General features: G+C 31.2%; 24 protein-coding genes and 3 pseudogenes. 6 read left to right on the plus strand and 21 right to left on the minus strand.

The window, feature by feature from the left end; all coding sequences use genetic code 11:
• Nucleotides 1-567: 567 nt before the first annotated feature.
• From CLMAG_RS28975 to CLMAG_RS29040, 15 genes and pseudogenes are all read right to left on the minus strand, one after another.
• Entirely contained in the window at nucleotides 568-1134 is a 567-nt protein-coding gene (locus CLMAG_RS28975; protein WP_066630865.1) for a Uma2 family endonuclease, read from the minus strand.
• Nucleotides 1135-1253: 119 nt separating this feature from the next.
• On the minus strand, nucleotides 1254-2963 hold the full coding sequence (locus CLMAG_RS28980) for an ATP-binding protein (protein WP_066630867.1): 1710 nt from the start codon (nucleotides 2961-2963) through the stop codon (nucleotides 1254-1256).
• Nucleotides 2964-3155: 192 nt separating this feature from the next.
• Nucleotides 3156-4445 carry a replicative DNA helicase gene (dnaB, locus tag CLMAG_RS28985; protein ID WP_066630869.1) on the minus strand — a complete coding sequence of 430 codons (1290 nt, stop codon included), beginning with the start codon at nucleotides 4443-4445 and terminating at the stop codon, nucleotides 3156-3158.
• A 94-nt stretch (nucleotides 4446-4539) separates the two neighbouring features.
• The gene (locus CLMAG_RS28990; RefSeq protein ID WP_066630871.1) at nucleotides 4540-5436 is read right to left on the minus strand and encodes a DnaD domain protein; all 897 of its coding nucleotides are present in this window, start codon (nucleotides 5434-5436) and stop codon (nucleotides 4540-4542) included.
• Between the two features lie 2 nt (nucleotides 5437-5438).
• Nucleotides 5439-6011, minus strand: coding sequence for a sigma-70 family RNA polymerase sigma factor (locus tag CLMAG_RS28995; protein ID WP_066630873.1), 573 nt, complete (start codon nucleotides 6009-6011; stop codon nucleotides 5439-5441).
• Nucleotides 6012-6039: 28 nt separating this feature from the next.
• Complete coding sequence (locus tag CLMAG_RS29000; protein WP_066630875.1) at nucleotides 6040-6729, minus strand: sigma-70 RNA polymerase sigma factor region 4 domain-containing protein; 690 nt, start codon at nucleotides 6727-6729, stop codon at nucleotides 6040-6042.
• Between the two features lie 484 nt (nucleotides 6730-7213).
• Nucleotides 7214-7360 carry a YvrJ family protein gene (locus CLMAG_RS29005; protein WP_066630877.1) on the minus strand — a complete coding sequence of 49 codons (147 nt, stop codon included), beginning with the start codon at nucleotides 7358-7360 and terminating at the stop codon, nucleotides 7214-7216.
• 94 nt (nucleotides 7361-7454) lie between these two features.
• Nucleotides 7455-7673 (minus strand): DUF2922 domain-containing protein, encoded by a 219-nt coding sequence (locus CLMAG_RS29010; protein WP_066630879.1) that lies wholly within the window; start codon nucleotides 7671-7673, stop codon nucleotides 7455-7457.
• Between the two features lie 126 nt (nucleotides 7674-7799).
• Nucleotides 7800-8024, minus strand: coding sequence for a DUF1659 domain-containing protein (locus tag CLMAG_RS29015; RefSeq protein WP_066630881.1), 225 nt, complete (start codon nucleotides 8022-8024; stop codon nucleotides 7800-7802).
• A 431-nt stretch (nucleotides 8025-8455) separates the two neighbouring features.
• Nucleotides 8456-9337, minus strand: a complete 882-nt coding sequence (locus CLMAG_RS29020) for a VOC family protein (protein WP_066630883.1) — start codon at nucleotides 9335-9337, stop codon at nucleotides 8456-8458.
• 358 nt (nucleotides 9338-9695) lie between these two features.
• Nucleotides 9696-11366, minus strand: coding sequence for an AAA family ATPase (locus CLMAG_RS29025; protein WP_066630885.1), 1671 nt, complete (start codon nucleotides 11364-11366; stop codon nucleotides 9696-9698).
• A 55-nt stretch (nucleotides 11367-11421) separates the two neighbouring features.
• On the minus strand, nucleotides 11422-11634 hold the full coding sequence (locus CLMAG_RS29030; RefSeq protein ID WP_066630886.1) for a hypothetical protein: 213 nt from the start codon (nucleotides 11632-11634) through the stop codon (nucleotides 11422-11424).
• A 241-nt stretch (nucleotides 11635-11875) separates the two neighbouring features.
• Nucleotides 11876-12172 (minus strand): Uma2 family endonuclease, encoded by a 297-nt coding sequence (locus CLMAG_RS31285; RefSeq protein ID WP_139264202.1) that lies wholly within the window; start codon nucleotides 12170-12172, stop codon nucleotides 11876-11878.
• 188 nt (nucleotides 12173-12360) lie between these two features.
• Nucleotides 12361-12786 carry a YkgJ family cysteine cluster protein gene (locus CLMAG_RS29035; RefSeq protein ID WP_242873167.1) on the minus strand — a complete coding sequence of 142 codons (426 nt, stop codon included), beginning with the start codon at nucleotides 12784-12786 and terminating at the stop codon, nucleotides 12361-12363.
• Between the two features lie 41 nt (nucleotides 12787-12827).
• Nucleotides 12828-13838: pseudogene (locus tag CLMAG_RS29040) on the minus strand (DEAD/DEAH box helicase family protein); the annotation flags it as partial.
• A 179-nt stretch (nucleotides 13839-14017) separates the two neighbouring features.
• On the opposite strand from CLMAG_RS29040, the gene CLMAG_RS29045 reads away from it, so the two are divergent.
• The 3 genes from CLMAG_RS29045 (at nucleotide 14018) to CLMAG_RS33335 (ending at nucleotide 15399) form a co-directional block, all read left to right on the plus strand.
• Nucleotides 14018-14341 carry a hypothetical protein gene (locus tag CLMAG_RS29045; protein ID WP_066630888.1) on the plus strand — a complete coding sequence of 108 codons (324 nt, stop codon included), beginning with the start codon at nucleotides 14018-14020 and terminating at the stop codon, nucleotides 14339-14341.
• Between the two features lie 646 nt (nucleotides 14342-14987).
• Nucleotides 14988-15239, plus strand: coding sequence for a hypothetical protein (locus CLMAG_RS33330; protein WP_066630889.1), 252 nt, complete (start codon nucleotides 14988-14990; stop codon nucleotides 15237-15239).
• A gap of 7 nt (nucleotides 15240-15246) precedes the next feature.
• Nucleotides 15247-15399 (plus strand): HRDC domain-containing protein, encoded by a 153-nt coding sequence (locus tag CLMAG_RS33335; RefSeq protein ID WP_242873168.1) that lies wholly within the window; start codon nucleotides 15247-15249, stop codon nucleotides 15397-15399.
• Between the two features lie 1523 nt (nucleotides 15400-16922).
• On the opposite strand, the pseudogene CLMAG_RS31295 reads toward CLMAG_RS33335, so the two are convergent.
• Nucleotides 16923-17292, minus strand: a pseudogene (locus tag CLMAG_RS31295) (VanZ family protein).
• A 129-nt stretch (nucleotides 17293-17421) separates the two neighbouring features.
• The gene (locus CLMAG_RS29055) at nucleotides 17422-18000 is read right to left on the minus strand and encodes a TetR/AcrR family transcriptional regulator (RefSeq protein WP_066630891.1); all 579 of its coding nucleotides are present in this window, start codon (nucleotides 17998-18000) and stop codon (nucleotides 17422-17424) included.
• A gap of 141 nt (nucleotides 18001-18141) precedes the next feature.
• Between CLMAG_RS29055 and CLMAG_RS29060 the strand changes: the two genes are divergently transcribed.
• A complete protein-coding gene (locus tag CLMAG_RS29060; RefSeq protein WP_066630893.1) occupies nucleotides 18142-18477 on the plus strand; it encodes a glycosyltransferase in 336 nt (111 codons plus the stop codon).
• A gap of 74 nt (nucleotides 18478-18551) precedes the next feature.
• Here the strand turns inward: CLMAG_RS29060 and CLMAG_RS29065 are convergent, their stop codons facing one another.
• The 4 genes and pseudogenes from CLMAG_RS29065 to CLMAG_RS29080 all read right to left on the minus strand — a co-directional run bounded on the left by CLMAG_RS29065 (nucleotide 18552) and on the right by CLMAG_RS29080 (nucleotide 22616).
• Nucleotides 18552-19346 (minus strand): ABC transporter permease subunit, encoded by a 795-nt coding sequence (locus CLMAG_RS29065; RefSeq protein ID WP_066630895.1) that lies wholly within the window; start codon nucleotides 19344-19346, stop codon nucleotides 18552-18554.
• 26 nt (nucleotides 19347-19372) lie between these two features.
• The gene (locus CLMAG_RS29070; protein ID WP_066630897.1) at nucleotides 19373-20281 is read right to left on the minus strand and encodes an ABC transporter ATP-binding protein; all 909 of its coding nucleotides are present in this window, start codon (nucleotides 20279-20281) and stop codon (nucleotides 19373-19375) included.
• Nucleotides 20253-20869 (minus strand): annotated as a pseudogene (locus CLMAG_RS29075) (helix-turn-helix domain-containing protein). The gene CLMAG_RS29070 and the pseudogene CLMAG_RS29075 overlap by 29 nt, the downstream one beginning before the upstream one ends.
• Before the next feature lie 472 nt (nucleotides 20870-21341).
• Nucleotides 21342-22616 carry an IS110 family RNA-guided transposase gene (locus CLMAG_RS29080; RefSeq protein ID WP_066616512.1) on the minus strand — a complete coding sequence of 425 codons (1275 nt, stop codon included), beginning with the start codon at nucleotides 22614-22616 and terminating at the stop codon, nucleotides 21342-21344.
• 451 nt (nucleotides 22617-23067) lie between these two features.
• Between CLMAG_RS29080 and CLMAG_RS29085 the strand changes: the two genes are divergently transcribed.
• Both CLMAG_RS29085 and CLMAG_RS29090 read left to right on the plus strand, forming a co-directional pair.
• The gene (locus CLMAG_RS29085; protein ID WP_066630899.1) at nucleotides 23068-23607 is read left to right on the plus strand and encodes a nitroreductase family protein; all 540 of its coding nucleotides are present in this window, start codon (nucleotides 23068-23070) and stop codon (nucleotides 23605-23607) included.
• A 33-nt stretch (nucleotides 23608-23640) separates the two neighbouring features.
• Entirely contained in the window at nucleotides 23641-23928 is a 288-nt protein-coding gene (locus CLMAG_RS29090) for a YciI family protein (protein ID WP_066630901.1), read from the plus strand.
• Nucleotides 23929-24180 lie beyond the last annotated feature (252 nt).

Raw genomic sequence — 24180 nt, forward strand, 5'->3', positions numbered from 1 at the left:
TTCTTTCTCAATTACTCAACCACTTTATAATCTTAGTTAACATTCATGCTTAATAACCCCTTTCCATCTAATCGATCTATCTCAATTTTAGCTGATTTCAAAATTTATTGCTATAATCTACCGTTAAAAAACACTCATAATCCTCCATTCTGTAAGTGCGACCAAACAGATGAAAAGAGGGAAAATGAGTGCACTTACAGGATATCAACAAGCTAACTAGTAAACATACTGACGAAATATCACTTACTTTTATACCTTGTACCTGGTATCTTCAATACCTTAAATTCCGTTGTAAAAAATAGAACTTAATTCCAATTTTTCACTTTATATCGCAATAAAAAAACACTCACTAAAAAAGCAAGTGTCTCCATTTTACTAATATTACTTAACCAAAGTGTGTTTTAAATGTGTCATACCAAGAAACGTCCCAATTATTGCTAGCACATAGGTCATAAAGCTCCTCTTCATCATTTACTCCTGCATTAGTAATTACTTCATATCTCCATTTTGTAACTTTTGCTTTATTTGAATAGTGGGTTTTAGTAACTTTTAATTTTGAAGCCTGGTCTATTCCCTAAACAGTTCTCCTATATCTACAGCAAATCCATTAAAAATCTTAGAACTTATAGTCCCACTATTTTTAACAACATCAATTTGATCATATAATCCATCATTATTAAGGCTATATGTCTGAACTGTATTAATCATTGGATTGATAATCCAATATTCTTTAACTCCATATTTCATATATAAATTTAGTTTCACAACTAGATCATTGGATTGATTAGAAGGTGATAATATCTCTATTATAAACGTAGGAATACCAATATACTTATTGTCCTCTATTCCACTTTTATCACAAATAACCGAAATATCAGGGATTACCACTTTATCTTCTTTAATATCCTCTCTATGCAGTTGTACATCATAAGGTGCTGAAAATGCTTCACATTCTCTTCCCTCTAAAAAATTAAATAACTTAGCATACAGTCTACCTGATATTCTTTGATGTTTTGTAGAAGGTGAGGGAGACATATAAATAACTCCGTCAATAAATTCTAGTATTTTATCAGTGCTTTCCTTAATTTTATAAAATTCATCAATAGTAACTAATTTTTCCTTTTGTGAACTCATAAAATTTCAACTCCTTAATAAGTACCAATAATTTACTTATTCATATTATAGCCATTTTCTATAATTATATTTTATCATATACACGTCTTGTAAATAATTAATAATTGTCATATTAATTCCTATTCTATTTCACTATTTACCACACAGCTATCATTTACAAATACTAATGCCCACTTTTTTAAGTTAGGAAGTCCCATTAATTCCTGAGAAGCTTTATATTTTTGAAGCTGTTCTATTGCTTCCTTTTTCTTTTCTTCTATTATTTTTTCTCCTTCTTTTTCATACTCAGCTTTTGTTATATATTTCAGTTGAAAGATTGCAAAATAGGTTGGCTCCATGTTTGCTTGCTTTAAAAGTGCTATATCTATATAGCCACTCTCCACCTCATATTCTGACTTTACTAAGTATATTTTACTTAAAAAGCAGTAAGCTAGGAATATTAATTTTACGTATTTTTCATCAAATTTAATGTAGTCTCTGTTGGAAAGCTTATTTAAAGTTTTTTCTACTACTTTTATAAGATTTTCATTTTTACCCTCTAAGGCTATTTCTGTTATTGAATCTTCTATATCTGATACATCTATTTCATAATCTATAGTTTCGTTAAGCTTTTTATTGAAATATTCAAAGTAAAGACCTTTTATAGCATAATTGGGAACTTTTAGTGTAGACCTATCTAATACTTTTTTATCTATGGTTAGCATACCTAAATAAAACAATAAAGATTTAAAATCATCTTTACTAAAATCTTTCTCCAGAGAAAATCCCTCTGTTATCCTTGCAGTAATTCTTTCACCTTTTAATACATCCTCCAGCACCTGCATATTAGCACTTTTGTTCTTTAAATCAAACATTTTTCCCAATTTGCCGTAGTCGGTGGCTATATTTTTATCTATTAAGCTTTCAGGTCCTTTACCTGAATTCATGTAACTTTTCATATAGTAAAGAATCATATCACTGTTAAATAGTCTTTCCTTACCATCACTTGCAAATAAATATCCATTATAATTTTTTTGAAGTGTTTCTAAAAGTTCCTTTAATTCAGTTTTCTTCAAAGTTTTTGGCACTATATTTTTTATTAAATCCATAACCTCTTTCTTAGTAAATCCCATCATTTCATTAAAGCTATCATTTCTTGTTAAGTCGTCTGAAATATTAAATCCGCTGGTTAAACTATCTAGAGTTATAGGACTTACACCTGTCATAAATATTCTTTTTACTATGAATTCTGTGCCTTTTTTTAAGACTTCATAAAATTTCCTTACGAAGCCTGTTTTGCTAACTATACTTGAAAACAACTCTGTTTGGAAGCTTAAAATTTCATTAGCAAAGTGGTCATACTCGTCTATTATTACATAAATTTGACCTTTAATTTTGAAACTTACCTGTGTAAGGAAATTTTCAAATATGCTTGCTGCACTGCCTTCTTGTATGTAACTTACATCTAAATTATATATTTCGATAAACTTATTAAAAGAATCCTTTATAGTTCTTATAAAAGTCTTTTCCAAATCTTCTTTTGTGTCCGTATTTAACCCAGTAAAATTAAACTTTAAAATATAATAGCTGTTTTTTTCTTTAGTCACATTCTTTCCTATGTAGGTTTCACCAAATAGCTTTTCGAAGTTATCCTTTTCATTTATATCATAATAATTAGCTAAAACTGAGGTAAAAAGGCTTTTTCCAAAGCGTCTAGGCCTTAAAAAAGTTATATATGGAGAATGAAAGTTCTCTATTTTTTCAATATACTCTGTTTTATCTATATACAAATATTTATCTTCTATTAAATTTTTAAAATTACTTATTCCATATGGCAGCTTTTTATTCAAGCTCAACCACCCCTTACACCATTCATTATTATTTCTATTATATCCTAAACTCTACTGAACTTAAACATGCATCCATAACTTTAAACCACTCCCTTATTAGCCACCTTCATCATCTCTGCCGGTATCTCTTCCTTAGAGTATACTCATAAAAAGAACTATAAGCAGAATAAAGCAGTTCATTACCTATGTTAATTACACTATACTCTGAATCTCCGGCTTCCACTTAAGTCTGCTAGTCCCCACCTCCCCGTTCCTATTCTTTGCCACAATACACTCCATAATCCCTTTACTCTCACTGTCCTTGTGATAGTAGTCATCTCTATACAAAAGCATAACAACATCCGAATCTTGTTCTATGCTTCCTGACTCTCTAAGGTCTGAGAGCATAGGTCTGTGATCACTTCTTGTTTCCGGTGCTCTGGACAGCTGTGAAAGAACAATTATGTTTATATCTATCTCCTTAGCCATAAGCTTAAGTCTTCTTGTTATTTTTGAAATATCTTGGTTTCTATTTTCTGTTCTCTCACCGCTTTCTATTAGCTGAAGATAGTCTATTATTACCACATCCAGCCCCTCTTTAATCTTTAATTTTCTACACTCTGCAGCAATGCCGTTTAAAGTAAATATTTTATCATAAATTTTCATAGATGAATTGGCTAGGATGGATGCTTCTTTAGAAATTTGGTACCACTGCTCTTCACTGAGAGAGGCATTTTTTATATTATCTAAAGGTATTTTTGTTCTGAGTGCTACAGCTCTATCTATTATCTGCTTAGTTCCCATTTCTAAATTGAAAAAGGCAGTTTTAGCTTGTCCCTTGAAAGTTGTGTTTAAAAGAAGGTTAAGTGCCATTGCTGTTTTTCCCATAGAGGGTCTTGCTGCAAGTATTATCAGATCCTCCTTTGAAAATCCCCCTAACATCCTGTCTAAGGTTTTGTAACCACTCTTTACTCCATGAACCTCCCCTCCTTTTTCATATCTGCTTTGCAGGGTATCCATAAAATCATGTAATATTTTCTCTATCTCCCCGTCTTCCTTAGTTTCAGAGGCTTTTATAGATAATAAGGAGTCCTGAGCATAGTTTATCACTTCTTCCTGAGAAGCATCTCCACTTTGAAGTCTTCCAATAGCACTATTAAAAATCTTTAACAGCGCCCTGTTATTGGCCTTTTCTTTTACTATTTCCCCGTATTTTTTTATATTAACAGTGTTTATAATGGAGTTTAAAATGTCTGTTATATAGCTTATACCTCCTACTTCCTTCAAGCTTTCACCTAGTTTTTCTGAAAGTGTAACTATATCAACAGTTAAATTTTCTTCGTACATCTTTTTTAGGTTTTTATATAGGATTTTATGTTTTAGGTTATAAAAATCCTCAGGGTTTAAAAAGCCTATAACCTCGCATATGCTGTCACTTTCCATAAGTATAGAGCCAATAACATTGGTCTCTGCATTAAAATTATATATTCTATCCATATCCATTTTACCTGTACCTCCACCGCTAAAAACTCATTTATTTACAGCTTTGAAACCTAGGTGGATCAAAGAAATTTCCACCTAGCTTTACAACTATCTTTTAATCCAGATACTTATAGGCATCCTCATTGGCTCTTTTATTTACTGATCCTTTCTTGCTTTTGTCCCTATAGTTCTTTAACTTCTCCATGGTAAATAAGCCCAAGCTCCTCCAGCTTTTGACTATAGACTCCAGATATCCAATATGAGGAGCTCCGTACTTAACAGCAGCTAAAATAGCTTCAATTAATACTTCTTCTTCAAAATCCTTAAGCCAAAGGCTCATCTTCTCAATGTCATTAATAGTTGCCTGACGTATATTTTTATTATATTCCTCTAGAATTTTATCTGAGTTAGATTTATGCTTTACTTTATTATTTATTACTATCTCTGTACTAGAAGATTCTTTTTGTATATATATTTCTTCTTTTATTTCTTTTTCCCCTAGGGGCTTATTAGCCCCTTCCAAGCCCCTATTAATACTTAAATTTTCTTCATTAATATTATCTTCATCTACAGGGTCTGTCTTTTCTTCTGTACTTAGAAAAATACCTTCAAAAATTGCTGCAGCATCATATCCCTTATCTAAACATATTTTATATAGCTTGTTTACAAATTCTTTATTTTTAACTGCCTTTAGCTCTTTATTCATACAGCACATGGTATTTTTACTATTTATAAAATTGTACTTCATCCAGTTTAATATCATAATTTCTCTCGTTTCTTTGCAATATAATATCTTTCCATATTCCACAAATCTCTTTATCAATTTTTCTATTGTCTCTCTATTGTAACCTGTTTCTGCTTCCATAATTCTTATATTAATTTCAAATATGCCGCACTGTGCTGTTCTTGAATTTGTCAAAAGGTAAAAGAAAAAATATTTTTCCTCCGGTGTAAGTTCTGCCACAAATCCATCCTGCCAAAACAATGTTTGTATTTGTCTATATATTGCCATTGTTATCTCTCCTTTAGCATGTCTTTAAGTTTTTCTAAAGCCTTATCTTTTCTCTGCTTAACAGTTCTATAGGGAATCCCCTTCTCCTTTGAATACTGACTTAGGGTTTTATTTTCAATGTAGAACCACAGGATAACGTCCCTATACTTTTCAGGAAGCTTGTCCACTGCCTTTTTTAAGGCTGCTTTTTCTTCTTCTTCAAGTACTTTTTCTTCTAAACTTTCCTCTGAGGCTATAGTATCTATAAGCTCCTGCCCCTCATCATTTATACTATTAAGACTGCAGCAGCTAACTTTTTTTATGGTGCCTCTCATTAAATAATAAAAATTTTTAACTATGGAGTTTTTTATATAGCTGGCAGCACTTTTGCTTTTATTTATATCAAACATGTTTACAGCTTTTATTATGGAAAGCCTACCGATCTGTATTAAATCACTAACCTCGTGCCCATTTATATAAATACTCCTAGCATTTTTTATAATACAGGGAGTAAAGCTTTTTATTACTGCTTCCATAGCGGCCTTATCTCCAGACTTAGCTAAAATGATCTCATTTATTAAAACGTTTTCATTGATATTAACACCCCCTTACATAGTTACTGTTTTACCCAACTATTAAACCAGCTATATATAATAAGTCCATATATTCCATTTTCTCTTTAAGAAACAATAAAATAGACAGTTCTATACAATGAAATTTCTTTATTTGCTCTTTGTTATTACGGATCTTCTTTATAGCATTTCTGAAAATTCTTTTTACACTGTCTAAGTTCATACCATTATTATCTGCATATGCTTCAAAGCTTTCACCTTCAATATGGGAAAAAAATATATCATTCTCTCTAGGACTTAGTTGATGCCTGATGTTAGTGCTATAACTTTCGTAAACCACCATATCCCCTATTATGTGGTTGTCAAAGTTATGTACATGCTCTCTATAATCAACTTTATTTTTATCCATTGCATCGGAAGAAATTACCTCTAATTTGTTCTGTCTTTTATTTTTTCTAATAATATCTCCAGTTAAGTTTCTTATACTTATCTTAACTAAACTACTTAAACTTCCATAGTTTATTTCATTTAGTACTTTAATACAATGATCAATCTTTACATCACATTCCTGATAATAGTCATCTTTTGAGATTTTATCTTTATCATGAATATATTTATTGTAGTAAGTTTTCTTTAGCCAATTAAAACTTTCAAGGATCATTTTTAACTTTAACTGGTCACCTTCCTTGGCGCCTATTATAGTAATTTCTCTTTCTTTTGTGCTTAGTGATCTTAACGGCATAGTTATCTCCCCCTTAATTGAAGCAAGATCTTAATTCAGATGGGGATTCTTTTACCCCATCTGAATTTTAGATCTGCGAATGCATGGCTTACTTGGCGTTGAACTCCCACTCTCCTCTGACGTTAGGAAAAGGAGAGTGGGAGACTTACGCCAAGTTAGTCATGTTAAAATTATTGTTAACTTCAAATTTCCCCTCTATATATAGGGACGTCATATTCTCAAAAATACGGAACGTTTTTTAACAACAATCGTTCTTTCTATTCCCCTATATTTTGGCAAATTCACCTTCTTTTTTGTTTTTATAGTAGACTATTGTTCTAAACTCCATCTTTTAGTTACCATATTGTACCTAAAATCACCTTTTTCATCAAATTATACTTTTCCGAAACAGAATTTTGTCCTAAAGTTTCTTGTCTATATTAGGATTTTGATTTACTTTTTTGCATAAAAAAACACGCAAGACTAAATCAATCTTGCGTGTTTTTTAGGATCTTACTTCAATGGCCTTAGACAAATTATTGATACTGACTGTTAAAACTTCCAGTTTTGCCTCCAACCTTACCAGCAAATATACTGATACTGCAATAGGAAAACCCATATTTCCAATAATGTTTAACAGATCGTTACTCATGAAGTTCACCTTCTTTTCATATCTAGTAGATTTCTTTAGGCATCATTAAAAATATACTAATCAGTTATTTTTTAATGATGCCTTGTATTCTAGGTTATTTCACTGATAATTCAGTGGAGTTCTTGTCTACAATCTCTGCGGAGTCTTTAAATTTCAGGTCTCCCCCAGTAGTTGTAAATATATTCTTAGCTATAATTACATCCATAGCAGCACTAACCTCTGCTTCAGTTACAGCATCCTTAACATTATTAAGCCTTACTGCTGTTTTTTGGCCTGCCTCGTTTAAAAAGTTCATAACTAATGTTTTGCTCATTCACATATCCCCCTTATTATTTAGTTGACGTTGAGAATTGATAGTGGAGAGTTAAGGAAGACTTTTTCAATGTAAGGAAAAAAAGTTCCTTAACTTTTAATTTTCCACTTTCAGCTCTTAACTAAATTAGACGCTGGTTATTCCGCTTTGATCTTCTCTAATAACCTCATTTAAGGTTTTTCCAAGAAGCTTTTCAATCTCTAGTGCCACATCAAGAATGTTTTGCTCTGTGGCAGTAGTCTTTACCTTTGAAAACCTCTGACTTTTGATTATTTCTTTTCCCTGTGCATCTACACCATCCCCATATTTAACTAATAGTGTGCTCTGCAGTTTTGTTGCTATTGCAGCCATACATATCATCTCCTCTCACTTAATATATAAGCAGCTAGAGATAATATGGGCATAAAAAACTCACTTTTTTATTAAAGCTAAAAATAATTTCTCATGAGATCTTCTAAATTATCTCTCCTTCTAATAACCTTTATTTCTCCATTTTCTTTTATGGTAATTGCCGTTCCTTATAATCATCATCTAAGAAATTTCTATTTTAAAAACTGCACAGCAATATACACGTAACTTTTCATATATTTTGCAAAAGGGAATCAGTCACTCAAAAGGTACACTAGTATTTATAGACATATTAAACAATTATGGAAAGAGCATCTAAGTTCTCAAAATTAGGACAGGTGCTTAGAGATGTAGGTAATCCAAAATAAGGCAAGAGAATACCTGTAATCCTCTTGCCTTTAGCTTTACCATATTAGAACTAGATTGATTAACATTTATCCTAATCGCGCCTTTTCAAGGGTAGCTAGATCAAACTTCTTCATTTTCAGAAATGCCTCCGTCACATGTTTTATTTCTTCTTTTGTACCTTTCATGAGAATTTCATTCATACTAGCAGGTGTAATCTGCCAAGATACTCCAAATTGATCTTTGATCCATCCACACTGTTCATCCTCTGGAACAAAAGAAAGTTTATCCCAAAAGTAATCTATTTCTTCTTGATTTTCACACAGTACCATGAAAGAAAAAGCTTCATTAAAGGTAAAATCCCCGCCAAAGCCATGATCCATAACTATGAATTCAGTTCCCCAGATATTGACCTCTCCATAGTTTATTTTTGCTCTTGTATCCATTGCTTCTTCGACCGCATAATGGTTTATAAATCCTTTTTTAGATTCCTCAAAAGTTGAAATATAATAGTCAATGGCATCTTCAGCCTTACCACATGCATCTCCAGCAAATAGTAATGATGGACGTATTTTTTGATGTTCTTCCATATTTTCAACTAGCATGAGCTGCCAGCTTAAGCCATACCTATCTTGTACCCATGCATATCGTTTACTGAATGGATAATCGCCTAAAGGCATAAGTTCTGTACCACCAGAAGACAGATTCGCATGTAATCTATCCACCTCTTTGATTGTACCACAAGCTACCATTAAAGAAATCGATGGATTAAATGTAAAATACGGACCTGCACTGATTGCTGAAAATCTAAGATTAGCAAGTTGAAAATCAACAAGTTCTGCATCTCCCGATGGGGTATCTGGAATCGTAGTAATGTTAATGATTCTGGAATTCTCAAACAAACTGACGTACCATTTGGCAGCTTCAACAGCTTCTTTATCAAACCATAAATGCGGAATTATCTTTTGCACAATATTATCCTCCTTCTTTTTTTACAATTCTATTTAAAGTTCTGCTCACTAACCCTTCCAACGTTTTGTCCGGCACTTATTTTTCCTTATGTAAAACCTTTCTTAGTTCTGCTTACCCTATCTATAAAGTTGTTCCTTCAGTTATACACCGCTAAATCAAGCTAAGTTTGAATTAATCTAATCGATGGTCCAAATTTAATGTATTTGTTTAAAGAATACGGATATGATGTTAGAATTGATCTAAAAAATAAAAAAACTATATAAAAAGTTTTAGAATATATAGGTTAAGAGAACTAAATGGCCCCTTGAACACCTTTAGTTCCCTTATCTTCTTTATGATTTCCAGATCACTGATAAATTATAACTTTTCTCTTATCATAACCTCTTTACCATCAAAAACAATAGCCAATTCTAAAATTTTCTTTATTCCTAGCTCTTTCAATTCCAGACTATATTTGTTATGCTCAATTTGTTCTAATGCTTTTGTTGCAGCCTCTTCTAAAGTCTCATTTCTTCTTTTATTTACTTTTTTAAACTCTATGATTAAACCTAATTTACTCTTATCCTTTGGTATTACCATAACATCATATCTTCCATATCCGCTTTCTCTATTGGATTTGACATCATGGCTATCCTTTAAAGCTACAAGCATTCCTAATACAAAAGCATGATAGAATTTTTCACTTTCTCCAGCTACATCAAAATAACTTAAAGTTTTTTCTACTGTATTTGAAAACATAATATCAAAGGTTTCCACATCTCCTTTTGTTAAAGCCACTAACATGTCATTAAAATCTTCATTTACATGAGCTTTATTAAACCATCCAAGAATTATGTCTTTAAATAAAATGTTAACTTCTTTATTTGGAATAGATAGTTTACCAACAATGCTCCCATCTATATTTTTGACATCACTAACTTTTAGGTATCCAGTGAACAAAAGAAAACTCCATATATTTTCTGAACTTACATCTACATCTTCTAAAACTATATTTTCATTTATTCTTTTTTCTAAAGAATCTCCCTCTATTAAAGATTCACAATCAACTTTTATTTTATTATCTGATTTACCTAAAATATCTTTTATTAAATCGTTAGAGCTGGTGTTTATCCAATGGCATATAAGGCCTCTATCTATATCTTTTATATAATTTAATATGCTCCAAGGATTATAAATAACCGCTCCACCAAAATTATATCCATTGTACCAATATCTTATGTTTTCTAACTTTGTTTTTATGTTATAGTATTCTAATAATTCTTCTACCTCATTTTCTGTAAATCCAAAATATTGCTTGTATTTACTACTGGTTAAACTGTATACTTTTATATTGTTAAGGCCTGAGAATATGCTTTCTTTCGCGACTCTTAAAATACCTGTCATAACAGCCTTTTCTATATAATCATTGTCTTTCAATGCCCCACTTAAAAAATTTCTCATGAAACCTATAAATTCGGTATAATATCCATTTAAATAAGCCTGCTGAATAGGTACATCATATTCATCAATTAGAAGTATGGGTTTCTTTTTCATAACTTTATATAAAAGTTTTATTAAAATTTTGAAGGACATTTCTAATTCAACAAGACTGCACTTTCTAGCTAATATATTATCAAAGTATTCTTTTTCTTCTTTAGAGCAGTCCAAATATATGCTTTCCTTAAATTCTTCAAAAATGCCCGCCATTAAAAAAGCCATAGCTTCCATACAATTCTCAAAGCTAGAATGTTTCATATCTTTAAAGGTAATATAAATTACAGGATAACTTTTTTGAAGTCTCATTATACTTTCATATTTACTTACCTGTAAATTATCAAACAAATTTATATTCTCTGCTTCTATACTTTTAAAGAAATACTTAAGCATAGTCATATTAAGTGTTTTACCAAATCTTCTTGGTCTTGGAATTAATATAACCTTTGAATCATCTTCTATAATCTCTTTAATCAATAAACTTTTATCAACAAAATAGTAGTTATTCTCAATAATCTCTCTAAAGTCACTTATACCTATTGGGATCTTTTTCATATAACTCATCACCCTTAATTATGTTTTCCTTATGTGCAAAGGCACCTATTTACTATTAATTTATTGCTAATTCAGACCTGTTAAAAGCTTCAATTTTATCCACATTTGCATATTTAGCAGTTATATATTCCTTTAATTGTGGAATTGTCTTGTAGCTGTCTAAAAGTAGTTCTATTAATTCTTCTTTACTTTGCTCCTTAAGCATTTTTCTTACTTCTGTAACACTTAGTAAGTATTCATTCTTTTTCATTTTCTTTATCTCCGACATATTCTTTCCCTCTTTTCATTTTCTTAAGTGAAAAATTCAATATTTTCTTTTTCAACTGTACGTCAAAAGATGCAGAGATGTATTTTTGCTACAATTATATTATAAATTTTCTTATTAACTATGCCAATATGAATTTTGTATTCAGAACAGCCTGTTATCATATTTGGTGGAATAAAACCACTCCCAATGATTAAACTACTTGTTAAAATGTTATCAATGATCTGTGATTTTATTTCATTCTCTATTCCTTAAATAGTTCTCCTATATCTACAGTAAATCCATTAAAAATCTTAGAACTTATAGTCCCACTATTTTTAACAACATCAATTTGATCATATAATCCATCATTATTAAGGCTATATGTCTGAACTGTATTAATCATTGGATTGATAATCCAATATTCTTTAACTCCATATTTCATATATAAATTTAGTTTCACAACTAGATCATTGGATTGATTAGAAGGTGATAATATCTCTATTATAAACGTAGGAATACCAATATACTTATTGTCCTCTATTCCACTTTTATCAAAGATAACCTATATTACCTCACTATGATATTTCCACCATAATAAAGCAGTTCATTACCTATAATAATGGTTTCTTCGACTATATAAAATATCTACACAGCTATATATAATCTCTCGACTATACATAACCATCTCAACACTCCATATAATCTTAGCTCGACCCTATATCATAAGTTTGAACCCAGTAATACTCCCTAATACCGTCCTCTTCTCTTAAAACCATAAGTTTTCTTCAGTCTTTCCAGCATTTCAAAAACTACAGGGCATACACTTGCAAAATCAACTATACTAAGCAAACTAAGTAATCTTTCTGGTCTATTTGTAAAAGGGTACTCTCTACAGCCCTCTGGTTTGCACTTTTCAATTTCACAAGCACCATTTTCAGTTAGAAAGCAGCATGGCTTACCTTTTATATCATATCCATTAGTAGTCTCCTCTATATACTTATCCATAAATTCTTTCTTTGTTATTTTAAGTAGCTTAGAAGCTTGCTCTATTTCAGTTTCTTCAAAAGTTATTTGATACATTTTCTTTCTTAATTTGAATATTTGTAATGGCAGTAATATATACATATTTTCTTTTAGCAATTTATCTATATTACAAGTAAAATATTTAAACACCTTGCAAGTATATGTAACTGTATTTTGCTTCGGAATTTCTATGCATGGTGAACTTCATCTACAATTATAAAATCATAGAAATCAGCTGTGGTTTTTTCATAAAGCTTTGTTGAATTGAAGCTTTGAATACTCATAAACAAATGATCTATAGCCTCAGGTGTATTTCCACCTACATATAAATCTCCAAAGTTATTATCCTTTAGTATAGCTCTAAAGGTATCTCTGCTCTGCTTTAATATTTCTTCTCTATGAGCTATGAAGTGGAAACTTGGATCAGATGGGGTTTTAGACCCCATCTGATTCTTAGTTGAACGAATCCAGGGATGTATATCTAAACTAAATATAGTATCGCTATTGCCTTCAAACTTTCCTTCCCTTTTTAAAGAAGTTATAAGTCTCTTCTTATCTTCTTCAAAGATTCCATTAAAGCTTGTAAATTCATCGTCATTCCAGTAGCTTTCAAAGGTTGCTTCAAGCTTTCTAATAGTATCAAAGGAATCCTTCTCTGTAACCTTTATATTCCATTCCAGCCCTGAAGTTAGTGCTGCATTGGATAAATTAGAAGATCCTATATAGGAGGTGGTAATTATTCTTAGCTTATGGTTTTCCTTCTCTGTAAATTCTCTAAGCTCTTCAATTATGCATCTCAATCCGCTCCATTTAATAAAGGACACCAGCATATCAATAGAATCACAGCATAGTATTTCTTTTTTTATTTCACTCATCATATCTGGCTCCTGTTTTGAGCCAGTAAAAAGTGAACTTTGAGAAAGTGATGTCACAGGTCTTACAGCTTTAGTTTCCTTTATAGCCTTAATGCTATTTATTTTTGAGTACAAAGCGGTAAGTATTTCCCCTTCTTCATCTATCTTTAACCCAGCAATATTTTTTTCATCAGCTAGCTTACTTAAACTTTTTATAAGCTCATTGCAAGCCTTTATTTGTGAAAGCAAGGCCTCCTTATCATTTTTTTTACTACTTTCTCTTATGAATCTTAAAGACTTTTTAACTACAGAGGATATGTAACTTGTTAGTATGGTTTTAGCTTCTTCTACTGTTGACTTTATAGCATTAATTTTAGTGCTAATATATCAGCTATGCTTAATAATAATGCTCAAATTAAATCTTTTACCCATATACAAATATATCCATATCCTATATAATTGAATTAAATCTCAATCGTAAAAAGTCCGTCACAACGCTAAACTTTATGAATAGAGAGGACAATTAAATGAATAAAAGTTTTGAAAAAATACAACCAATTATTGATAGGTTAACTAAGATAAATAAAAAATATCAAAAAATCGAACCAACAATTGGAATTTTGATTGTTTATATGTTTATTGGCTTATCAATGGGTTTGGTACAAAATTCAAACTATCAGTTCCCTAAAGTAATTATAATATTAATATACTCTGGTGGCTTTTGTACATTTCAAATGTTACTCTCTTACTGTAGGGAAAATCAATTAAAGATATTTGGGACGATTAGCCTGAATATATTGGGATTTGCCATCTGGATGATTTTTTATGGCGTTCCAATATTCTTGGATTAATGTACTGTTTTTGGCTAGTTTTAAGTAAATCCTAAGTATAGATAAATATTAAATCCATGTTTTTTAGCAGATTTACATTAGGATCTTCATCTATTTCTGCAATTGATAGGTGCCTTAAATGGATATTTATACCGTAAAGTCCCATCTTTATTTTATTTGTATTTATTATTAGATATTTTGTTGCATGCCAGCTTTAATGCATTTGACAGTTTACTCATTATAACCCCCCCCAATTAGTATCCTGTGCTTTTTAATCTTATATATTCTATGCTTTATGTCAAAATCCTCTAGTAGGCTTCAAATCTTATTTATATAAAAAATAAAATATAATACCACGCTTCATCTAAAACCCTTTTCATGCATAAAAATTTACTTTTTTGTTACCTTTGCTACATAAAATATAAATATTTTCTCTTTATTTTAGGTTTGTTATCCCTTCAACCATTTTGACATTTCTTAAAAAGTCAATTTGTTATTTTGATACGTAAGTTGATAATTTACGTTGTTATCTGTCCATTTTAGATAATGTTATATCAATTTATTTTATAGCATTAATCATAATTTGGAACTAATTCATAAAATTTGAAGGATATTAATACTTATTGTAGAATATAGAATTTAACAAATCTGTACAGGAGGCACAATAATGGCTTTTTTAGAAAATGCTCTAAATTTAATCTTCAGCAAATCTACAATTACTAGTCCTATTTTTATAAAGGATTTTCAAAAGGAAAACGAACAACTTAGGGATTTGATAGAACTTTCCTGCAAGGTTACATCAAATAAGAAAAAATACATAGATAGGGATATTACCTTATTAAAACAAGGTCTTGCTGGAGAGCAAAATGTGTACTATGAGTTAAAAAACTCATTTCTTCCTAATTTTATGTCTACATGATATTAGATTGGAATATGAAGATCACACAGCTCAGCTGGATTCCTTAGTTGAAGCCAAGCCTAAAACTAGAAATGAACTTCTGAAAATTAGTGGGTTTGGAGAAAAGAAGATTGAAAAATATGGTGATGCTATTATTAGTATTATAAATGCTGAAGAATAGGTACCTATTTTATAGCAGTTAGAAGAATCCTCGTGTATATAATGTTTATGAAGTATTTTCGGCAAAAAAGTAAAATGTTATGAAGATGTAGTTAAGTTTATATTGAGATAATAAATATAGTATGAAATAAACTTACAGCATATTATAAATTTAAGTTCATATATTCTTGAAATACTGAAATTAAAAGAACCATAAGCAGATTAATTAATAAAAAATCCACTTATGGTTTTTCCTTAACAGAGCACGCAATAATCTAAGTTGCACCACTATAGATAACCTATATTACCTCACTATGATGTTTCCACCATAATAAAGCAGTTCATTACCTATAATAATGGTTTCTTCGACTATATAAAATATCTACACAGCTATATATAATCTTTCGACTATATATAACCATCTCAACACTCCATATAATCTTAGCTCAACCCTATATCATAAATTGGAACCCTAATATAATCAATTAAATCGACTATATTAAAGCTTTTCCCCACAATATAGAATCTTCCCTCTGACTATATATAAGCTACTATAAGTAACCTATATACAATCGTTGGCCGAATCACATACACCTCTAGTTAGAAGCATATGTAACTCTTGGCTCAACTGTTACATACCCTATGCTATTATAATGACCTTTTTGTGTTTATTATATACTGGAACATTTTTCATTGATTAATTACTACATGTTTAACTGGTTATATCACTAATTCTTAATGATATTAGCTCAAGTAGCTAATTTTTTAGAATGCAGATTTTAAAACCAATAAAAAAAATAGAAACCAAATCACCTATAATACTAAATTAGGTAATCTGGTTTCTATCTTTTTACAAACTTATTTTTCAAATAATAATCACCTTAAACAATTTTCCTAAATGTAACATCTAAATCTTTCAATTTGACCTGACTAATTAACTTTGTAACTCAATCCTCACTATAGTAAGAAAAATTTTTATGAAATAGTAACATTTAACTGTTGCTAACTTCAATTTAAAACTTACTAACCATTTTCATATTTTTTCCAACCTGAATCCTTTAAACTAATTGAACTAGAATAAATAGTTAACTATTGAACTCCCAAATTACATAAGAGCACATAACTTTAATCTAAACAAATAACTAAAATTACTGAGTTAGAAATTTTTAAATAGCTTAAATTTAAGACCTTGACTTAAAAATTAATTTAATCATACATTTGGATTAGCCTACTGTTTTGGTGGACTCACCTCGCTTCTTTTATATTTACTTTCAGTTTTAAAATAGCTACTTAAAAAACTAAAAGTATGTGTTAACTTAATATCTTTTAATAACTAATTAGCTATCTTAAATTTATTATAATAGTATATATTAAAATTGTCAATATAATCTGTAAAATTTTAATATTCAAAATCAACTGTGTTTTTACAGATACACAGCATCAAAACGTAACGTATAACCGGTATTACTATGGATTTTAATCATTTCTATTGCTGTTTCTATCTTTTCTTGTATTTTTCCTTCCTCAGATATGCAATAAAGATATTCAGAATCTCATTTTCACCATGAATAAATAATATAATATACGAGGTAATCCGATGGCAGATAGTATTGTGATTGCAGTATGTACCTTTTTCTCATCTCGTAATATAATTGATTATTACTCTTTTATCATTTTTCAATAATGACAAATATGTACCAAGGGGAATAAAAATAACTATATTGCCAACCACATTACTAAAAGCAAATGCTTTTATATCCGCAGATCTGCCAGATATATATTCCACTATACTATAAAAAGGAATGAGATTGATTGACCTATGCTCCAAATGGGAAATTCTTGATAAGAACAATATTTTAATTAACAAAAGTATGTAACAAATGAAAACACCATATAAAAAGACTGTTCTAATTATTTATTTGTTGCAACAATATATATTCCAAAATAAAAAGAACTATAAGCAGATATTCCTGCTACTATGCAGTTAGCAGCAGAAAAGTCATAGCAAAATGCTATACCTTTTCTACAAGCTCTGTATATAACATTAACTATTAGTTATATTACTCTGAACACGCTTCTTAACTCCATTTTCCATAAGGTCGTACATTAACGAAATCAAATCTTTTGCAGGCAATATTTTATTCTGGCTGAACCAATAGCTCATTACTCCTATCATAGCTGATAGAACAAACTCTAAAATAAAGTCAAACTCTATAGGATCTACATTATGCTTTTCAAGGAATACTTGCTTAATCACAGGCTTTGTTGAGTTTTTCAGCTTGCTTGCAAAGGCAGGGTCGCCGTTGTCACCAAGAAGAACAGAATAGTATTTGCTGTTCTGTTCATAGAGGGCCATAAACATATCAAGGGGTATCTCCATATTTTGATTTGGTATAGAAATAGGAGGCAATTCGTGTACTGCAGGTATGAGGGCTTCCTCAATCTGCTCCAGCACATCATAAACATCGGTAAAATATTCATAGAAAGTCCCCCTGTTATAGCCTGCCTTCTGTGTTATTTCCTTTACCGTTATTTTCTCAATTCTTTTCTCACAATATAAGGACCAGAATGCATCAATTAAGTTCTGCTTAGTCTGTGCGGTTACTTCCGGCTGCTTTTTCATTTTAACACTCCTCTTCTGTTCTCTTTACCTTCATCAAAATCCAACATTCAGTATGTAATTGTCGGTTGATGGACTACTAAAACGCAATTATACTGTAAATATACAACAAGTTGTCGGATAGTACAAGGAGGAATAATAATTATGATTACAATACTTTGTTCAGGTTCAAGAGGAGATTTTCAGCCATATATCGCTCTGGCACAGGAACTTAAGGAATTAGGAAAAGATGTGCGTATTACTGGTATGAGAGAGTTTGAAGGTTTTGTTAGAGGCTATGGAGTAGATTTTTACCCTATCCAGGCAGATTTCAAATCTCTTAATGTTGATGAGAGTATTCTTAAGGAAGCTCAGTCAGCGGATAATCCTTTAAAGATGCTGCTAACCTTTAATAAAATGAAAGGATACGGATTAAGCATAGCCAATGAATTCTATGCTGCCTGCGAAGAAAGCGAATTAATTAAAAAAGCTTTAATCTAGCTCCGATAAAAATGTGGTATAACTTTCCGTAACGAGGCATTTTGAGACGGTAATTATATAGTTAAAACAGATATTTAAATCAGTTTTTCTGGAATAAACTTAGAGGAAATCTTCTTTATCAACATATAATCAATTATGAAGATAACTCCTCCCCCTATAAGCATTACAAATTTACTGATCAAAAGTACACCTGTCATCTGAGCCACTAATATAAGAATCACTGGAATCACAAGAAGACCACTTACTTGCTGTGCTTCTTGGAATGTTTCTGACTTTGCCGATACCATCACAGTAAATACTAAGGATAACAAATTGATTGCTGGTGAAATCCAAAGTATGATTATAAGCCATTTTATATCTGGAAAAATAAGTCCTCCAAAATATATAAAACCACCTACATTAAATATGATGCCAAAGACTATGAAGGAAACCAAAGTTACAATGTAGGAAGGCACAAAGACCCCTAAGATTTTAGCTCTAAGCAGTTGTTCCATGGATATTGGGGTGTAAAGTAAAGACTCTAGAGTTTTATGCTCCTTTTCTCCAACAAAACTACTAGCTCCAATAACTCCAGAACACATTATTGGAATTATAAGAAAGTAAGACGGAAACATAAAGTTTACCGTTATTTTTATTAAAAGTTGAGCCGGAGTATATGCTGCATATTCAGAGGGCAATTTTTTTAGAAGAGGAGCCATTTTTGTAAACATATTTGAATCAGCTCCAATAAAGCTGGCACCTATTATTATTGCTAAAGGGATAACTACAACCATAATAAGGGGTACAATAGCCATAGGCATAATAACCCGTTTTGAACTTGTTATTTCGTTTATATCTTTATATATCAATGCTTTTTCATTTCCATTCATATTCTTCTCACTCCAAACTTGTAAGGTTATATCTTAAGATTTCCTTTTATATATTTAAAGTACAGTTCTTCCAAAGACCATCTCTGCTGTACAGCCTCATAAATTTCTCCACCACTTGCCAGTATACCTTGTATTAGAGTATTTACCTCTTCATCTCCTAAAATAGCTTTGCTATATATGCCATTACCTTCATGGGTAAATCCAAGTTTCTCTGAAATATTTCTCCCTCTAACTTTTAATTGCAGGGCTGCATTTTTCCTCGAAGCAAGTTCATCAAATGTACCTAAACCAAGGATATTGCCATTATTTATAAAACCATATAATGTACAAATATCTTCAGCATATTTTAGTTGATGAGTACAAAGAAATATTGTAACCTCATTTTCTTCTGCAAGTTCTTTTATGAGCCTTGTAACATTAAGAGCGTTTTCTGGGTCTAAGCCAGAAGTAGGTTCATCAAGGAATAGAATCTGAGGATTGTGAACTAATGCTACAGCCAAGGAAATCCTCTTTCTCATACCTGTACTGAAAGACTTTACCTTTTTATTCTTTACATCTAGTAACTCCAGCCTTTTCAATATAAAATCAGTACGTTCATTAATAGATTTTTCATCCATTCCATGCATTTTCCCAAAGAATATTAGATTTTGCTCTGCAGTAAGATTTTCGTAACAGGAGGAACTTTCAGTCATTACTCCGCATAATCTGTGAATCTCAAGATTATTGTTTCCTACAGGTATCCCTAAAATTTCAGCATGCCCTGATGTTGCTGAGAGAATTCCATTTAGAATTCTAACTGTGGTAGTTTTTCCTGAACCATTGGGACCAAGGAAACCAAATATCTCACCTTTTGGTATACTTAAACTTATATTGTTTAAAGCATTAGTCTGATTATCATAGGATTTTCTAAGGTTTTCTATTTTTATTGCATTCATTATTTTTCACCTAATTTTTCTTTCAATTTTTTAACAAGCAAATCATACCGTTCCTCTTCCCTTAACGGTATAAAGGCAGGATTTTCAGTAACTGCAATAACTAAATTTTTCTTAATAGTTTTCTCGTCTACCGGAGTATTTGTACCAATACAATTATTATTCTCAAACCATTTATATACATGAGTGAAATATTCATTTCCTTTTAAACTCAATGGAAACTGAATACTGCAAGCAGTGTTCACATATTGCTCTAATGCATCTAATGCTTTTTCTTTCTTTTCTTGAAGCAAATACCCTTGTGCAGCAACGATATGGATTCCAAAAACATCATTTGTCCAAACCTTTCTCAAATTAAAAGAATCAATAATCTGATGTAAGTTGTGGAGAATATCCCAATAATTCATCCACTGAAATATTAAAATAAGTTGCAAGCTCAGGAAGAAGTAAAATATCAGGATAACTTGATCCAGATTCCCATTTGGAGACAGATGCTTTGGAAACTCCAATCTAGTCTGCCAACTGTTCCTGCGTTATTCCCTTCTCTCTTCTCTTCTGAATAATGCATTTACCTATATTTAACTCTCTCATAGCTATCACCTCTAATAATATTGTATCCATTGGCTCAATTCTCGTAAATGGATTTGTAGTTAACCTTAGTTAAAAAAGTTAACTTACAAGAAACCTCACTTCATAATTAAAGCCCTGCTCTTTTATTTAAGCAAGGCTGAAATTCCTCATAGGGTAACACGCTTTTATCTGGAATAGCTGAACAAAATTTGCTCATCCATATACCTCTTTGTATCTATATCTTTATTTTAAAGATCTGTTTTGTACTAGGACACTTTATGTTTTTGATCATTGTAATGAGTACAATTATACTATACACTCTAAGTGTACCATATTGGGGTGACACTAGAAACACTCCTCTGTCACCCTAAAGAGCAATTTGGTAATATGTCAAGAACAAAATGAAAAGAAAATCAAATGATTTCTTTAAAAATGGGTAACCTTAATAAACATACAGTCCAATGAGAAAGTATGTTCGTATAATTTATATAGATTAATCTACTCTATTTGAAGAGTAGAGCTGATTTTTAGCCAGCAATCCAAAAATCATACGAATAAGTTTACGAGATGTTAGCGCGAGTGCTCGTTTGTGCTGATGTGTAGTTACTTCAGCAAATTTCTTCTGATAGAACTCTTGATATTCAGGAATATGGCAAACAACACTTCCTGCAGCTTCTATGAGATAATAGCGTAAATAACGGTTACCAGCTTTGTTCATAGGTGTATTTTCAGCTTTAAAACCTCCAGATTGATTTTCTTTCCACACGATGCCAGCGTATTTAGCAATAGCATCATTACTAGGAAATGCATGCACACTTCCTAATTCAGCAAGAATGCCACTGGAGTAAACAGGGCCAAAACCAGGAATAGACATTAATATTTTGTATTCCACAGGATTCATTCCCATAACAGCTTTTTCAATGGCTTTGTTAATACCTTTAAGTTCTTTATCAAAAGCCTGAATACAGTTGAAAGAACAAGCAATAGAGGTTGTTAATGGCTCATACAAACATTTATCAAGACGGTATGAATTACGTGCAGCTTGCTGCAAAATTTCAGCAGTCATCTGAGGATTAGAAATCCTTTTCCGACTTTTTCTATTGACGAAGTCAACAAGTTCTTCAATTGATGTATTTGCAATATCTTCGGAAGATAGAAATTCAGTAAGTATTGAAGATGCGGTAGCACCGTATTTATTAGAAAAAGGATGATCTTCTCCCTGTAATAATGCAAATTCGCTGAACTTAAGAAATACATTGGATAACATGTAAGTTTTTTCTCTAGTTAAGCATTCAACAATATGAAGTCTGTGCCTTGTAAGTCTTTGCAGAGCAAGATATTGAGAACCACGCCAAGGTTCAATATGAATTCTGCCAACTCTTGCAAAGTCAGCAATAACAAAAGAGTCAATGCCATCATTTTTATCAAGAGAATTAAAGGATTCTTTGTAGTTAGCAACTTCCTTAGGATTCAAGCAGTAAACATAAGGTTTGTAAGTCATAAGTTTTTCACTAGCAGATAAAAAATTGGCTATATGTACTCCATAAAAGGAAGTAGATTCTAAGCCGATTATAACAGCTTTAAAAGTATTGTTTTCTAAAACCTTAACAAGCATGGATTCAAGTTGCTCTGCACCAAATTGCGTATTAGGAACAGGTTTCATCTTAATCAAGAATTCCTGTTCAAAATTAATAGCAGAGACAACATTTTGTCTCGCACCAATATCGATACCAACAAATAGAGTTGATAAGTAATCTAATTTCTTCATGAAATCACCACCTTTCAAAAATAATGAGGAAATTAGAAAGGATTATCCTAATCCAAAGTACTAACTGCAACCTCGCGTAATTAGCATTCATCCAGACGCAAAACCTTGCTGGTGGCTGCGAAAGGAGATGCAACATTTGTGTAAGCAGAATATGATACTTTGGTCAGGCTGCAAGCTTTACAGGCAATAACACAATGTGTTTTGCAGGAGGAATACAGCAGTAACCTTCGCTAAAGTTCCGTTATGACTATTTTAGCATTAGAAAATCCTTTAATAAATAGTAGGTTAAAACAGTATAGATCGGAAAGTATAAGAATCAGCAATACTGAATTGGGAGAATCCCCACTAGAAAAATTGAGATGCTTTCTTAATCTATACAAAATATAAAAAATAAATAAGTTTATAGGCAGTAAATAACTGCTATAAACTTATTATACGAGGAGGAACTGTTATGATTAAAGAAATTAGAACTCGTAGAAGTATACGAAAATACGTTGATAAATCAGTAGAAGACGAGAAAATTTTCCAATTACTTGATAGTGCTCGGCTAGCACCAACTGGCAGTAATACTCAACCCTGCCATTTCATTGTGATAAAATCAGATTTGAATAGACAAAAGTTATCACAAGTATCTCACAATCAAAAATGGATGCTCTCCGCTCCAGTTTTTATTGTATGTGTAGCTGATATACGTTGTAGAATAAATGATGATGTACCTATTCATGTTGATGAGTGTAGCCCTGAAGAGGAAGTCAAACAAATAATAAGAGATGCTTCAATTTCCATAGAGCATTTAGTGCTTGAAGCAGAGAGTTTAGGTTTGGGGACTTGTTGGGTTGCATGGTTTACTCAAGAAGAAATCAGACCTCTATTAAACATACCTTCTGATAAATATGTAGTTAGTATTATTACTGTTGGATATGCTGATGAAACGCCAAAAGCTCGCCCTAGAAAAAAACTTGAAGAAATAGTTCATTATGAAAACTGGTAAAAAGATGAAATATGAAAATGGAGGTAATTAGAAATGTTTATTTTGCTTTTAAAATATATAAAGCCTATTGAGGATGTTGAAAGAGAACTAAATTCTCACATAGCCTATCTAGAAAAATATTATTCCTTACAAAAGTTTATATGTTCTGGTAGGAGGAATCCAAGAACAGGCGGTGTTATACTTTGTAAAGCTTCACATATTAATGAGGTGGAGGAAATAATTAAAGAAGATCCCTTCTATGAAAAAAAGATTGCTGAATATGAAATAATTGAGTTTATGCCTACAAAATATGATGATAAATTTGAGTGTTTTATCCTCTAGTAAAAAGAACCATAAGCAGATTAATTTATAAAAAATCTACTTATGGTTCTTTCATATCAGAGCACACAACAATCTAAGTTGCACCACTATAGATAACTTATATCCGATGACTACCCGCTCTAATACTTTCATTTTATTCAAAATGAAAGTAAAGAGCGGCTTCGTCCCTGGATTCGTTCAACTAAGAATCATATGGGTTTGAAAACACATATGATTCAAGTTTCCACTTCATTACCTCACTATGATATTTCC

This window comes from Clostridium magnum DSM 2767 (assembly GCF_001623875.1).
In the GTDB taxonomy this organism is placed as follows: domain Bacteria; phylum Bacillota; class Clostridia; order Clostridiales; family Clostridiaceae; genus Clostridium_AM; species Clostridium_AM magnum.